A 15,279-nucleotide genomic window follows, 5' to 3' on the forward strand; every position below is an offset into this window, starting at 1 on the left:
CTCACAGATACAGATCTTCGGCGAAGTTTCAGCGCCTGTCGGGGCATCAGCGAGTCGGCCCGAAGAGAGCCGGGAGAAGAGAGCGGGGATCAGATGGGGATCGTGTCGAGGTAGGAGATCCGGCGCGTCGTCCGGCCCGGCTCCGGGCTGTCGGGGAGGACGTCGTACTCCCGCACCACCACGCGCATCGGCCGGGACCCCACGGCCGCTGGCAGCGTGACGTCCCGGGTCCACACCCCGATGTGCCCAGCACCCGGCTCGCGGTTCATCCGCACGGGCGGCGCGCTGTCGAGGTCCATCCAGCCGGCGTCGTCGGGCAGCAGCGGGCTGCGGAACTGCACGCCCACGGTGAACTCGGACGTCAGGCCGTCCAGTCCGCCCGGTGGCTCCGGAGCCACCACCGACACCTTCACCGTCGATCCCGCCGCCGTCCCACCCACGACGATCTTCGCTCGCCGGTAGGCGGGGAGTTGGACCCAGCCGGCGTCGACCACGGGCGACGCCCGCAGGTCCTCAGGGGCCGTCAGCGAGTCGGGCTGGAGCCGGACCACCATCAGATGGACGAAGGGCTGGTAGAGGGTGTTCCCCTTGAACCGTACGTCCGCGTACCAGAGCTGCCGCTGCTCGTCGTAGTCGACGGGGAAGCCAAGGGCATGACCCTGGTCGAGGCGTACGTCGAACGCGCGCTCGTCCAGGTTCGCCGGGGTGGGGTACGCCATGGTGGGCGCATCCCCCTTGTCCCGGATCGGATCACGGCCCCAGGCAGTGGCCCATTTCTGTACGGACGGGTCGATCGAGGTCGTGGCGTCGACGACCCTGACGCCGAGGAGTTCGCCCTCCCCGGTGAGGTACCAGGGCCGCTTGAGATGGACCCGGACCGTGCCCTCGTTGCGGATGCTGGTGGTGGCGTTGCCCGCGGTGCTCCGCTGCCAGGCGAAGGCGGGCACCACCGAGTGCACCACGGGCGCCGGAGGCCGTACGGTCGACGGCACATGGAGCGTGACCGACGGCCCGGTGCGGGTGACGGGGGGCACGACGTAAGAGACCTCCACCGACGCGCCGTCGGTGATCGCCCCGTTGGCAATCCGGGTGACCTCGCCCTCGTTCTCGTTCACGGTCACATCCGTACCGACGCGGTACGTGGCCCCGGGCGCCGCCGGGGTGCCGTCGGCATGGAGCGCCGGGACGGCTGCCCGTACGACGACCGTGCCCGGGACGAAGGCCCGGGCGATCTGCGCGGGCGTGCTGCCGTTGAGGACAACCGCACGACGCTCGGTGAAGTACGGCACGAAGCGCGACGCGCCGACAGGGGTGTAGGTGATGACCCGGTGACGGGTGTCCCCGGGGTCATGACGGCTCCGGAACGGCATGTTCTTCAGCGCCGGACCACCGGAGGCGCCGAGGGAGTCAATCTCCGGGCGAAGCAGGGCCGACGCCGCGGACGTCACGAGTCCATCGCCGGTCAGGTCGGAGTACTCGGTCCACGACGCCAGGGTGTGCACGGTGAGGGTGGAGGCGCCGTGGACGGACATCGCGGCCTCATCGAGGGCGTACACGGTCTGTGCGGGCTCCCGCAGGACGCGCGGACCCGCGAAGGCCGGTGGGGTGACGGGGCAACGGACCGCGTGGACCATCGTCAGCCCGGTCGTCGGGGTGAGCTGTCCGATCCGGCCCGCGAGGACGGCCCGGAGGGCGGCTTCGTGGTCAGCGGCGGGCAGGGTGGGGATCCCGTCTTCGGGCTCGCTGCTCCCGGCGGGCCCGAACTGCTGGGGTGCGGTGCTCGCGGCGTCCGCGAGGAGTTCGTGGACATCGGATTCGGCACCTTCGGTGCGGGTGCTGACGGCCGGTCCGGTCCCGGTGTCCCTCCCGGTGCCTCGGGCGTCGTCAGAGTCCGGCTCCTCACCCGCTTTCACTCGCTCGGCGTACCAACGCCACTGGCCCAACAGGTCCTCGTCACCCGGCGCCAACATCGAGCTGAGCACGGCGGGGAAGGACGCCGCCGGATGCAGCTTCACACGGATCGTCCGGGTGGCGGCGTCGGCGACGGCCGTGGACCGGGTGCTCCCGATCGGTCCGGCCTCGACGATCAACCGCATCGGCAGCCGCTGGTGCCAGCCGGCGCCCGCGGTGGGCCAGGGCGTGAGCAGTTCGGGGGTGTCGGGTACGCCGCGCAGGGCCGCGCCCCGGCACAGCGGGTCGGGCAGCCACGGCAGTTCGATCGTGTCGGTGTCCTGGTAGGGGCTGCCGCCCCCGCCCGGGTCCGGGGTGCCGGTGATCTTCCCGCCGTCGTACTTGGTCAACAGGGCGTGGACGGCCGGGTCGGGTCGGTGTCCGGCCGCGAGGTCGAGCACTCCGTGCCGTTCCGCCAGTTCCACGGATGCCTTCGGTGCGAGCAGATGCCGCTCGCAGGTGGGCCCGGCGACGGGGGCGGCGGAATCGGCGTTGTCGGTACGGACGACGAGGTCGACCGGGGATTCGCCCGAAGTGACGGGACGGCGGAGCACCATGACGGGCGCGGGCACCGGGTCGTAGCGGGAGAACCGCAGGGGCACGCTGGCCGGTTCGCCCGATGTGGGGGCGGCGGTGAAGGGGGTGCTGCGGCCCGCGAGGTCGACCAGGCGGGCGCGGAAGCGGTAGGTGCGGCCGAAGCGGAGGGCCGGCAAGGTGTTGTCGGGACAGTCGACGGCGGCGGCGAAGGGCAGGGCGGGGTCGGTATCGGGCCCTGGGTCGGTCACTTGGCCGTCGACGCCGATGGTCCTGCCGTGGGGTTCGGTGACCAGGCTCCAGTTGTTCCAGCGGAAGACGGCCTGGGTGAGGCGCCCTGTGTCATTGCCCTCCTGGTCGGCGCCGCGGGTGATGGCATCGGTGACACAGCCCTCGTCCTGGATGGGCAGGGTGCCGTAGTCGTCGACGGTGTACTTGCCCTCGCGTCGGCACAGGGGATACCAGCGGTTCGAGCCCGCGTCGTGGACATCGACCCGGATGCCCTGTTGGACGGTGGACGCGTCCAGGGTCTTCGCGTCACCCTCGCCACCGTTCTTGAGGTCCTCGTCGATGGCGGCGACGACGTCGAGGATGTTCTGAAAGGTGACCTGGCGGTTCGCCTCGGCGACGAAGATGCCCGCGGAACGCAGCGCGGGGGGCCTGATCTCGGGTGGGGATTCATCACGGGGCAGGGACCTCAAGGCCACGGCGTAGTTCTGGAGGGCGAGTCCACCCGCGTCGAGGTCGACGTCGATCGGGGTGTAGACGCTGCTGTCGTTCAGCGGCAGGAAGAGGGAGCCCGAGGTGCCGTCGGGACGGGCGAGTGTGAGTTTCCCATTGCGGGTGAAGCACCGGGTCCGTGGTCGGTAGTTCTGGATGAACTGGAGCTGGTGCGGTACGGCCTGGATGGTGACGGGCTCATTCAGGTCCGTCGGGAGCGGGATGGTGAAGCGACGGACGAGCCCGAGGGGGACCATCAGCGTCGGGTGGTCGGCGAGGGCGGCGAGTAGGGCGTGGAACTCGTACGGGCTCGGCGTGCTGGGGCCCATGCGGGTGAGTTCCCGGGTCGTGGGCGCCATGGGGCGGTGGAACTCTGCGAGTCGGGCCCAGCCTTCGGCGTCGCGCACGTCGTCGTCCTCGACGGCTCCGGTGCGCAGCAGTTCGCGGCGGAGCGACTCGATGTCGGGGTCCGAGCCGTCGGGTGCGCCGACACGTCGGACGAGCCGTTCGACCGCCGCCCAGTCCGGGCCGTCCCGGGACCCGCCGGTGGTGCCGTACGGATTCTCGTCGTTGCCGTACTGATTCGCGTCGTCGTACTGATTCGCGTCGTCGTACTGATTCGCGTCGTCGTACTGATTCGCGTCGTCGTACTGATTCGCGTCGTCTCGGGCGGCGTCGACGGCACCGGCGAGGAGGCGGGTGTAGATGTCGGACAGCGCCGTCCCCACCGCCGCGGCGGGATAGGACTCGATGGGGTCCCGCATCGCGTGCTGGGCGAAGACGAAGGGTTCAACGAGCAGCGACCCGGGGAAGAGCGCCTGCCAGAGCGCGGGGTCCGGTGGATCGTCGACGAGGGTGGCGACGGGGGTGATGGAGGTGTTGTTCGCCTTCTTGACGATCACCGTCAGCGGTTGGAAGCCGAGGGTGGGGAAGGCGGCGACCTGGAGGTATCGGGAGAGGGGTAGGACGGCGGTGCCGGGTGGGCTGCCCTCGTCGTTCGAGAGCCGGATGCTGAGGACGAGGGACAGTTGGGTCGTCCCGGCGGCCGTCTGGGGGGCCGCCGGGTCGGGCAGCAGGGTCCACACCAGGGTCTGTTTGATCATGACGCGTCCTCCAGGGCGGCGAAGGCGGCGCACCTCTTGCTCCACGCGTTCTGGGTGGGGAAGGCATCGCTGTACGAGGGGTCTCCCCCGCCGCCGAACCGGCGCTCCATCGACATGCTGACGGACTGGGAGAAGAAGGCGACGCGTACGCGGACGGTCACTCTGGCGGTACCAACGATCTCCGTACGTTTCGGGCCACTCGGGTTCGCCGGGTTCTTGGGGACTTCGGTGCTCTTCAGGGAGAGGTAGAACTCGACGGAGACGCTGATGATGCCAAGGACGTCGAGGGCGCCGACGGCCCGCAGGAAGCCCTCCAGCAGGCTCGCGCCGTGGTCCAGCTTGAGATACACCCCGGCGGTGATGGAGACCGAGCCACTGGCGACTCCCAGGTCGAGGGCGGCAGCCGCGCCGAACTCCAGTTGGGCTTCCAGGGTGGTGACCTCGCCGGATTCGACGGTGATCGAGAAGAATCCGCCGCCGCCGAGGAGGGAGACGGTGACCAGGAAGGGATGGTCACGGGAGGAGACACCGAAGGTGGTGCGGACCGGTGTGCCGTCGAACGGGAGCCGTACGGTGATGGACAGGACCAGGTTCTGGAGCAGGAACACCCCGGCGCCCACGGTCGGGACGGCGAGTCCGTAGCCGACCTCGACCCCCTGGAGGTCCACGTCGATGCGGGGCCCGTTGGCGGGTGACGGCAGATACTCGCGAAGCTTGTCGAGGAAGCGGAGGTCTCCGTCGAAGCCGACGTTGCCGATCTTGACGTCGAGGTCGGGGGTGGTGCCCGGCCTGCCGGTGAAGGCCATCCGCCGGAACTCGATGGAGAGGATGCTCGCGAAACTGAGCTTGAAGTCCCGGAGTTCGCCACGGACTTCGACGGTCGGCGGGGAGCCGTCGAACCGGGCGATGCTGGTGGACTTGATGTCGAGGCTGTCGGACCGGGTCGTGGTCAACGGCCCGATGCTGGTGGCCTTGATCTGGGGACGCCAGCTCATCTCGGTCCGGACGGCGGTCGGCGGCTTGAGTGTCCCTGGTTGGTGTTCGACGGTGGTGATGATCTTCGGGGTGGTGGTGCCGTCGCCCGCACCGATGGGTCCGGGCTCGATCAATTGCGTCAGGTCGATCACCCCGAGCAGCCGGGTGGGCAGATCGCCCGGGCTCGCCGGCGGTTTGAAGTACGCGGCCGGGTCGAACTGTCCGGCGGCGACGGTGTCCAACTTGCCGCCGACGAGCCCCGTGGCGGCGGAAAGCCCACTCACCGGCAGCCCAAGGGCAGCAACGGCGCCGGAGGCGGCGGGCGGTGGCTCAAAGTCGGCGGCTTGCGGCAGGCTCGCGTAGACCTGACGGGCGGCGGCCAGGCCATTGGTCACGTACTTGTCGTACAGCTTGAGCTGGTGGACGGTACCGGTGACTGCGGGCGGCACGGCGGCGCTGAGACTGGTGGCGGTGGGCGGTGGCGCAAGGGCGTCCAGGGCCGGGATCCGGGCGCCGACGGAGAGCAGCCGGGGGTGTGCCGCCAACCGCCCGGCGGCCATGAGCTGGGCGGAGGTGGCCTGCGACGGCTCGGCTCCGATCCGCAGTTCGGCGATGTCGACCGTGGATTTCTCCGCGCTCGTGCCGTCGTCGGGGGCGAGTTCGAGGCGGCCGGTGGCGGGCAGCGGAAGGTTCTTGGTGATGTTCTCGTACGTGGTGAGGGGGCCGCTCAGCCCGCCGTAGGCAAAGTCGCCCCGGATGAAGACGAGGGGGGCTGTGAAGTGGACGCGATGGCCGCGCCAATCGTCGGCGCTGAGGGCGAAGGGCAACGCCGTGGCGGGCGCGTCGGCACGGTGCACCCAGTAGCCGACCCGTTCGAGCGGGGTCCCGATGGAGATCTCGGTGTCCATCGGCTGGTCGACCCGGACCCGGGAGAAGGGGAAGGCCCGGCCGCCGTTGGGGAGGGCGGCGACGCCTTCGTAGGTGATCTCGGGCTTGAGTACGGTCAGCCGGATCGACTGAACGAGTCCGAGGTCGAGCCGTCGCTCGGTGCGGGTGGTGACCTGGACGGGAAATCCGAACGGCAGCAGGAAGCCGCGTTCGTCGACCTGGACGACGATGTCACGGCCGCCCGCCGAGCGGTGGCGGTAGCCGGTGATGCCGAGCGCAGGAAAGTCCTTCCAGTCCCCTGCGAGGTCGGCGTTGGCGCCGAGCGCGGACAGCACGACCCCGTTGGCAGTCACCGGGCGGGCGCCGGTGGCGTTGTGGATCTGCTGCCGGTGGAAAGCGGAGAGCGAGCTGGAGAAGGGTTGCCAGCCGCGGGGCGGCGCCACTCCCACCAGGCCCACCGGGCCGCCCTCGTACGGGGTCGCGGACGCGGGGGCGATCCGGGTGTGCCAGATGCCCGTGGCCCCGGAGCTGCCCGTGACAGGGGCGGTCACATGCCGCCACACCAGGTCCGCGGAGGCGGGGCCGAAGAAGAGGCCCCAGACGCATTCGAGGACGGTGCCGGCCTGGGCTGCCTGGAGCGCGGCCCAGGACAGCAGCCCGTCGGCGGTGAAGGGCACGGATGTGCCCGGGGGTACGCGCAGGGCGACGGTGCTCTCGCCGGAGTACCGCACCCGTTTGGTGCCGGTGGAAGCCGCCGCCAAGGACGTGGACTCCTCCAGGGCGGACTGCGGCGGGAAGTGTGCCGTGATCGTTCCCGCGGTTCCGGGCGTACTGGGACCGAGGACGACGGCGCCCGCCGCGCCCGAGCGGGAGATGTTGGAGAAGGTGAAGTCCAGAACGAGCATGTCCTCACGGCGGAGGAAGGTGACGGTGGTCCCGTCCATGGGCGTCCCCGAGGCTGCGGCGCACATCGGCACCAGCTCCCGTGATCTATGGAACCCAGCCGGGCAGTGCATTCCCCCTCTCAGTATTTCATCGCCACGAAGGGCCTGCCAGTGGACACTTGATCGGCCGGTATGTGCCCCGTCAACCATCGGCCGCCATGGCCGGATATCTTCGGCAATCGTCTGCGTACGGTACGAGAACAAGCGGGTCTCCGCGCACTCCAGGACTACTACGGCACGTCCGCGGCGGCACGGACCCTCGCCGACCCGCCCCCGGCACGAGACACACGAACAGCCCAGCTGGCATTCGAGGCTTTTGCTACGATTCGTGCCTGCCCAATCTCCCTGCGCCCGCGCTTAGACGTAGTACTGCAACATGTACCTGCCGAAGCCGATGTCCAGACAGCGGTACTGGACGTTGTTCCGGCCGTAGAGGTCCTTGCCCTGGGCCATGCAACGGTCGTAGAAGAAGTACCAGTCGTGGTCGTACCAACGACCCAGCACCTCAACCGGCTTCTCCGACGAGGCGGGTGCGGATGCGGTAGCGGGCGCGCGTAAGGATTCCGAGGCGTGCACTGGACTCGTGACACCGGCGAACAACGCACCCGCAAGGGCGACGCCGGCGAGTGCGGTACGGATCCGCATGAGTCTCCTCCTGTGCCGAGGTGATGGCCCGTGGGCCCTGCCGAACCTCCGCGAGCGTAGGAGCCCGACAGGGGCCGCAACAGAGGAAGCGCCGCCTCCGCTCAGGGGCGGCTCCGAGTGGGTGCCGGCTCGTGCGCACGGAGGGCCTTCCCACTCGCGTCCGTGCCGGATCGCGGGGGCAACTGGCCCTCCGAACCGTTCTGGCGGAATCCGCGGGGCTTCGTTCGCACCGCCTATGGCCAGCCCGAACAGGCAATGTGACAGAACATCAATCACCGTACGCGGCCGTGGAATCCACCTCCGACGACAGACTCCTCAGCCCACTCAGGCAGCCCTTGCTGTGGCCATCGCTCTCCGTTGCACCCAGGGGGACGAATCACCGCAGTCAGGGATCAGCGATTCATTCCGCCAACCCACAACGTCGTGAATTTGATCAAGAATTGATCACAACTCCCGGTTCCCCAAAGTTGATGAAACACATCAAACCGCTCGACCTCGAACGAAGTGAGTTCACCTAGCACCTACCTCGATTCGGGCAACTGATACCCAACACGGCCATCTCGATCTTCGTGACGTTGCGATGGAGGCCGGTGACGTTCCGTGCGTGATGTGTGAAGCTCCTGAGGTGATCATGTGAGTGATCACTTAGTGATATTCCAGGAGTTGGTGTGTTGAGATTTCCCCCACGACATAGACGGCCCGGGGCCGCCCTGTCGGTACGTCCCTTCATCTCGCCGCCCTCGGTGGGACGATGGCGACCGGTTGCGGTGGTGTTGGGACTGACCCTGGCGTGCCAAGCGGCTCTGGTCGCAGGCTCCGGCCAGACGTTCGCGATTGAACGCCAACTGCCCGTCGCGGCCAAGAAGAAGGATCTCGGCCCGGCCTCGGCCGGTTCGGAGGCCGAGGCGCGGCTGAAAGCCAAGATCCAAAAGCGACGCATCGAAGTGCTGGACGCACGCACGGACACATCCACGACATGGGTGAACCGCAACGGCACGCTGACCACACAGGCGTACGCAGGACCGGTCCGCTTCCGTGACGCGGCGGGCAAGTGGCAGGACGTCGACGTCTCGTTGCGGCGGGCGTCGAACGGATCGGTCCAGGCGCAGGGGCATCCGCAGGGACTCACCCTCGCAGGCAAGAGCAAGGCGCCGAAGGGGCTCAGGGCGGCGGGCCGGAAGGTCGCGGCTGACGCCGTGCCACTGATCTCACTCGACGACAAGTTCGGCAACCGTATGGAACTCGGCTGGTACGGGGCGCTGCCCGAACCGGTCATCGAAGGCACGGCGGACAACGTCCTGCGCTACCAGAACGCGCTGCCCGCAACGGATCTGCTCATCGAATCGACGCGGACGGGGTACGAGCAGTTCCTTGAGCTGAAGGATCGTTCCGCCGTCGATGCGAACGGCGCGGTCGCCTACAGCCTGACCGTGAAGGGCTTGAAGGCGAAGGCCGGCAAGGACGGGTCGGTGACCTTCACCGACGCCAAGGGCAAGACGGCCGGTGTGCTGCCGGCGCCGGTGATGTGGGACGCCAGGGTCGACAAGCGATCGGGCGAGCGTGTGCGTACCGCTCCGGTGAAGGTCCAGGTGGCGCAGGACGGTGACAAGGTCACCTTGACCCTGTCACCGGACGCGGAGTTCCTGGCCGACAGCACGACCCAGTTCCCGGTGACCATCGACCCGGCGATCAACATTGGGCCGAGCTTCGACACCTTCGTCCAGCAGGGCTTCACCACCGATCAATCAGCCTCCACGGAGCTGAAGGTGGGCAACAACGGTTCGAACCAGATCGCCCGGTCGTTCCTGTCGTTCCCGATGAAGAACATCACCGGGAAGCAGGTCACCTCCGCGAAGCTGAACCTGTTCGCCCACCATTCCTGGTCCTGTTCGCCCAGGGCGTGGGAGGTGTGGTCGACAGGGCAGGCGACCGCGGCCACCCGCTGGACGGCACAGCCGGCTTGGACGACCAAGCAGGCGACGAGCACCCAGACCAAGGGCTTCTCCAGCGCGTGCAACGACGGCTGGGTGAGCGCGGACGTCAAGACCTTGGTGAGCACGTGGGCGGGCAGCGGCGCGACCTCGAACCACCTCGGGGTGCGGGCGACCGACGAGAACGACCCCTACGGCTGGAAGCGGTTCAACTCAGGCAACGCGGCGGCCAATACGCCGTATCTGTCGGTGACGTACAACTCGCTTCCCGGAGTGCCGACACTGGTCGCACCGGCGAACTCGGGTGCCACGAACGACACGACGCCAACGTTGTCAGCGAAGGCACTGGACGGTGACGGCGACCAGGTCACCCTCGACTACGAGGTGTGGACCACGAGCGGTAGCGCGGCGGCGCGGGCGGGCTCCAGCGGGGCCGTCGCATCGGGCGCCCAGGCCGTGTGGACGCCGACCGCGCTCGCGGCGGGCGCCTACAAGTGGCGGGCCCGATCGGGCGACGCGCTCGGCAAGAGCGCCTGGTCAGGGTTCCGCGCCCTGACCGTCGACACGACCGTACCGGGGACCACGGCCATCGCGTCGAGCGCCTTCCCGGCCGGTGCCTGGTCGGGAACGCCGAACGCCAACGGCGACTTCAGCGGGGACTTCACCTTCACGCCGCCGACCGGCGATGTGAAGGAGGTCCAGTGGAAGCTGGACTCCGAGGCTTGGCAGTCAGCGCCCTCCGCCGGGTCCGCCGTGACACGTGCGGTGACGTTCCGTGCCGGCAAGCACACCGTGTCCGCGCGGACCAAGGACGCCGCCGGAAATGTGTCGGCCCAGACGAACCACACCTTCCACGCCGGCTCGGGTGCGGCCGTGCTCACCCCCGGCAACGGCGAGCGGACGGCTCGACGGGTCGAACTGACCGGACAGGGCAAGACCGGTGACACCGGCGCTCGGTACCAGTACCGGCGCGGTGCCACGGACACCTGGAAGGACGTACCGGTTGCGAACGTACGTCGCAAGGCCGACAACTCCGTCCTGACGGCATGGCCGGCCCAGGTCACCGCGGGGGCCGCCGAGGCACTGGTGTGGAACATCACCGATTCACTCGCCGAGGACGGTTCGGTGGACATCCGAGTCGTCTTCACCGACGGAACCACCAGTGACACATCGCCGGCCAGCACCGTGACCGTCGACCGCAACGCCGGCGCCGCGCCCAGTGAGAAGATCGGCCCGGGCAGTGTGAACCTGTTGACCGGCGACTTCGGCCTCTCAGCGAGCGACGCGACCGCCTTCGACCTGACCGCGAGCCGCTCCTTCTCCTCCCGCCGTCCCACGAACGGCGCCGACCAGGAGGGCCGTGTCGCGATCTTCGGACCGCAGTGGACCTCCGGCGCGCTCGCCGAACTCTCCGACAGTGTCTGGTCGTTCATCCGCAACACCTCCCCCACCTCGGTCGCCGTCGTCGACATCGCCGGCGAGGAGACCGGCTTCACCGCCACCGGCAGCGGCTGGAAGGCGGAGACGGGAGCCGAGGAGCTGACCTTGACCGGCAGCCTGACCGGTGCCCTCACCCTGAAGGACACCGAGGGCGCCACGACGGAGTTCGCCAAGGTCGACACGGCGGCCACCACCTGGCAGGTCTCCAAGACCTCCCTGCCGACCGAGCAGTCCACCACAACCGTGATCTCCGAGAAGGTCACCGTCGGCGGCCAGGTCCTGGCCCGGCCCAAGTACCTCATCGCCCCCACCTCGGCGATCACCGCGGCCACTTGCGCCGGCGCGCCGTCGACCAAGGGCTGCCGCGTACTGGAGTACCAGTACGCCACCGCCACCACTGCGGCCGGGACCACTCTCGGCGACTTCAGCGGCCAGGTCACCCGGATCCAACTGTGGAGCACCAACCCCGGCGCCGCCAACGCCACGGCGACGGCCGTCTCCCAGTACGCGTACGACAGCCAGGGCCGACTGCGCGAGCAGTGGGACCCGCGCATCAGTCCGGCGCTGAAGACGGCCTACACCTATGACTCCGCAGGCCGTGTGGTGACCCTCACCCCGCCCGGTGAACTGCCCTGGACGTTCACCTACGGCACGGCCGGATCCGCGGCCACCGCGGGCGCTGGCATGTTGCTCGCCGCCTCCCGTCCGACGCTGCGCGCCGGCACCAAGGACCAGGAGGACGGTGGCCGGTCGGTCACCTCCCTCGTCTACGACGTACCGCTGACGGGCGTCAACGCACCCCACCAACTGGCGGCCTCCGACACCGCGGCCTGGGGACAGGCGGACGCACCCACCGACGCGACCGCGGTCTTCCCGGCCGACCAGGTGCCCACAACGCACTCGGGCAACGGCCTCACCGCCAACGGCTACGAGAAGGCGACCCTCACCTACACCAATGCCTCGGGCCGCGCCGTCAACATCGGCCTGCCCGGCCGACACCTGACCGCCAGCCAGTACGACCGCTTCGGCAACACCGTCTTCACCATCAACGCGACCAACCTCGAACTGGCCCTGGGGAACGCCCCCTACCAGGTCAACACCCAGACCGAACTCGGGATCCTGGCCGACTCACCCGCTGAGCGCGCCCGCCGTCTCGGGACCGTGTCGGTCTACTCCGACGACGGCCAGCGACTGCTGGACGAGTACGGTCCGCTGCACCTCGTCACCCTGGCCAAGGTGCTCAACGGAGACACGGACAGTCCCGACGTTCCCGCGGGTACCCAGGTCGCCGCTCGTACCCACACCGTCAACCGCTACGACGAGAACCGTCCCACCGACGGCACCGCCACCGTCAGCGACCAGCTCACCAGCACCCGGGTCGGGGCCACGGTCGACGGCTACCCCGCCGACGCGGACGTACGCACCACCGGCACCGAGTACGACTGGGTGAAGGGACTCCCCACCAACACGATCACCGATCCCACCGGTCTCAATCTGCGCAACACCACGCAGTACGACGCCCAGGGCCGCGTCATCAAGACCACCCTGCCCAAGTCGAACGGCACCGACGCCGGCGCCCGTGTGACCACCTACTGGTCCGCCACGGGCACCGGCACCTGCAAGGGCCGCCCCGAGTGGGCCGACCTCGCCTGCACCACCGGTCCGGCCGGCAAGATCACCGCTGGCGGCACCCTGCCCGACGAGATCCCGACCACGACCACCCAGTACGACAGATGGGGCAAGCCCACCGTCGTCAGTGAGACCGCCAACGGCACCACCCGTACCACCGAGAGCACCTACGACGCCGCGGGACGTCTGACCCAGACCCAGATCACCGGCGGCACCGGCACTGCGGTACCGGCACGCACCGTCACCTACGACACCGTCAACGGCGCGGCGTCCACCGTCGCCGACAGCGCCGCGACCATCCGACGCGCCAACGACATGCTCGGCCGGGTGATGTCCTACGACGACGGCACCGGCAACGTCACCCGCACCGAGTACGACAACCGCAACCGCAAGACCCGTGTCACGGACTCCGCACCGTCCACCACCAGCTACTCCTACGACAACCCCGCCGGTCTGCCGACCCGGGTCCACGACTCCGTCATGGGCACCATCGGCGAGGTCACCGGACACTATGACTCCGACGGCCGCCTCTACCGGCAGACCCTGCCGTGGAACATCAACGTGGAGTTCAACCTCGACCCGACCGGTAGCGAGACCTCCCGCTACTGGCACTGGGAGTCCGGCTGGACCATCCAGGGCGAGACCACCGGGCTGACCGTCCACGACCAGGTCGCCACCCGCACGACCTACACCGGCGGCGGCGCCTACCAGGAGCACACCTACGACGCCGCCGGACGTCTCACGAAGACGGACGACACCCAGATCGGCGCCACCACCCACCGCGCCTATGTCTTCGACGACAACAGCAACCGCACCAGACTGACCACCACCGGGGACGACGTCGACGGCGGCGCACCCAACGTCACGACCACCGACCACACCTACGACAGCGCCGACCGCCTCACCACCGCCGGAAACGTCTACGACGCCTTCGGCCGCACCACCACACAGTCGAACGGCGCCCAGAACGCCTACTACGCCAACGATCTCGTCCGCCAGATCACTGCGAACTCCGAGCGCACCACCTGGGCCCTCGACGCGGCCGGCCGGCTGGCCTCCTGGATGGAGGAGGACCAGGCCGAGAACGGCGCCTGGACCACCACCGCCACCAAGACCAACCACTACGGCACGGAAGGAGACAGCCCCGACTGGACGGCGGAGGGCAACGGCACCATCACCCGTCTGGTGAAGGACCTCGCCGACAACCTCATCGCCACCACCAGCGCCGGCGGTGATGTGGTGCTGCAACTCGCCAACCTCCACGGCGCGATCGGGACGCGCATCCCCCTGGTCGACGCCACCACCCCCGTCGTGAACACCTACGACGACTACGGCAACCCCCTGCCCGGCACGGACCCCGCCCGATACGGCTGGCTCGGCTCCAAGCAGCGGTCCGCGGAGACTCCCAGCCGCGCCACGCTCATGGGCGTCCGCCTCTACGACCCGAGGATCGGGCGCTTCCTGAGCCCCGACCCCCTCTACGGCGGCGGCGCGAACGCCTACGGCTATCCCGCAGACCCGGTCAACAGGTACGACCTCGACGGTAGGAAGGTCCTGGCCAAGTACAACAAGAACTCCAGGAGCTGCTCTGTCTGGAAGGGCCGGTGCGTCATCAAGCTGAGCCGGGCACGTGCCTGGAAGGCTTCGTGGGACATCATCGGCGGAGCGACGGCCTGGGGAGTCTCGGCCGCTCTGTTCGGCGTCGCATCCGCCGGAATCCTGGCGGCAGTGATGGGAATTCTCGCGGGAGTTGCAACCTGGGTTGCGGTCAATATCCAGCGAGTGCTCAGTTCCTTCCCCAACCGCGGCGTCAAACTCACGGTGTATGTCTATGGGAGGATATCGATCAGTCGTCAGTAGCCAAGCATTCTGATCTGCTCCCGGCCGAAGGGGGAACACCCCTCTTCGGCCGGGAGCGGCTCTCTTGTTCGGGTTTCACCGGAGAGCTCCCGGCTTCCCCATAAGCCCTCGAACTGGGTTGATGCGCGGCTGCGATGGCCATCGCGGGGCGCCACTGTCAGGGGCACCGAGAGTTCAGCAGGGTTCGCCAGGGTTCGCCGTGAAGAGAGTGGCGGATCGAGTATGAAGCGAGGATTTCAGTGGGTGCGCATACCTTTGTCTATGTGTTGCCGTTTATCTTGAGTGCGATATTGCTGGCTGCTTCGGTATTTCGCGACCGGAACGCACAGAAAACACGGAAAGAAGGCGCAGCCTCCCAGGAGGCGGGGATATCTCCGATTCCATGGGCATCCGCGGGAATCGTCGTGCTCGCATCCGTCGTCGGATCACTTCTCTGTTTTGTCGTGGACTCCGGTCCGCATGTCATGGTGATCGTTTTCAATGCGTCCTGGTCGTTCCTCGTCTTCGTGGCCCTCGTGAGATTCCTGAGGCGGGCCCCTCGGACCGTGGTGGTGGCGGCGCTCTCCCTCCTTCTGGCGACCGTCTCGCTGCTGTTCGCGGTCGGTCTCGACTGATGGAGCTCACCTGACGAGCAGCGCAGCACGAGCGCCGGGCGCTGAC

5 protein-coding genes are annotated in these 15,279 nt (G+C 68.6%); 2 read left to right on the forward strand and 3 right to left on the reverse strand.

Translation table 11 applies throughout. The annotated features are described in order from the left end of the window. Positions 1-89: 89 nt before the first annotated feature. From OID54_RS04370 to OID54_RS04380, 3 genes are all read right to left on the reverse strand, one after another. A complete protein-coding gene (locus OID54_RS04370) occupies positions 90-4,307 on the reverse strand; it encodes a hypothetical protein (protein ID WP_329014161.1) in 4,218 nt (1,405 codons plus the stop codon). Beyond that, a complete protein-coding gene (locus OID54_RS04375) occupies positions 4,304-7,114 on the reverse strand; it encodes a hypothetical protein (protein WP_329014163.1) in 2,811 nt (936 codons plus the stop codon). Before OID54_RS04375 ends, OID54_RS04370 begins: the two co-directional genes overlap by 4 nt. A 357-nt stretch (positions 7,115-7,471) precedes the next feature. Then, positions 7,472-7,759, reverse strand: a complete 288-nt coding sequence (locus OID54_RS04380) for a hypothetical protein (protein WP_329014166.1) — start codon at positions 7,757-7,759, stop codon at positions 7,472-7,474. Between the two features lie 770 nt (positions 7,760-8,529). Between OID54_RS04380 and OID54_RS04385 the strand changes: the two genes are divergently transcribed. Further along, positions 8,530-14,619 carry a DNRLRE domain-containing protein gene (locus OID54_RS04385; protein WP_329014169.1) on the forward strand — a complete coding sequence of 2,030 codons (6,090 nt, stop codon included), beginning with the start codon at positions 8,530-8,532 and terminating at the stop codon, positions 14,617-14,619. A gap of 404 nt (positions 14,620-15,023) precedes the next feature. Continuing rightward, on the forward strand, positions 15,024-15,233 hold the full coding sequence (locus OID54_RS04390) for a hypothetical protein (RefSeq protein ID WP_329014172.1): 210 nt from the start codon (positions 15,024-15,026) through the stop codon (positions 15,231-15,233). The last annotated feature ends 46 nt before the right edge of the window (positions 15,234-15,279 follow it).

The sequence above is a fragment of the Streptomyces sp. NBC_00690 genome (assembly GCF_036226685.1).
Lineage (GTDB): Bacteria > Actinomycetota > Actinomycetes > Streptomycetales > Streptomycetaceae > Streptomyces.

What these genes read in the sequence shown, in the direction of transcription:
- OID54_RS04375 (WP_329014163.1), bottom strand. Translation starts at nt 7,114, where the DNA reads ATGGACGGGACCACCGTCACCTTCCTCCGCCGTGAGGACATGCTCGTT.
- OID54_RS04370 (WP_329014161.1), bottom strand. Translation starts at nt 4,307, where the DNA reads ATGATCAAACAGACCCTGGTGTGGACCCTGCTGCCCGACCCGGCGGCC.
- OID54_RS04380 (WP_329014166.1), bottom strand. Translation starts at nt 7,759, where the DNA reads ATGCGGATCCGTACCGCACTCGCCGGCGTCGCCCTTGCGGGTGCGTTG.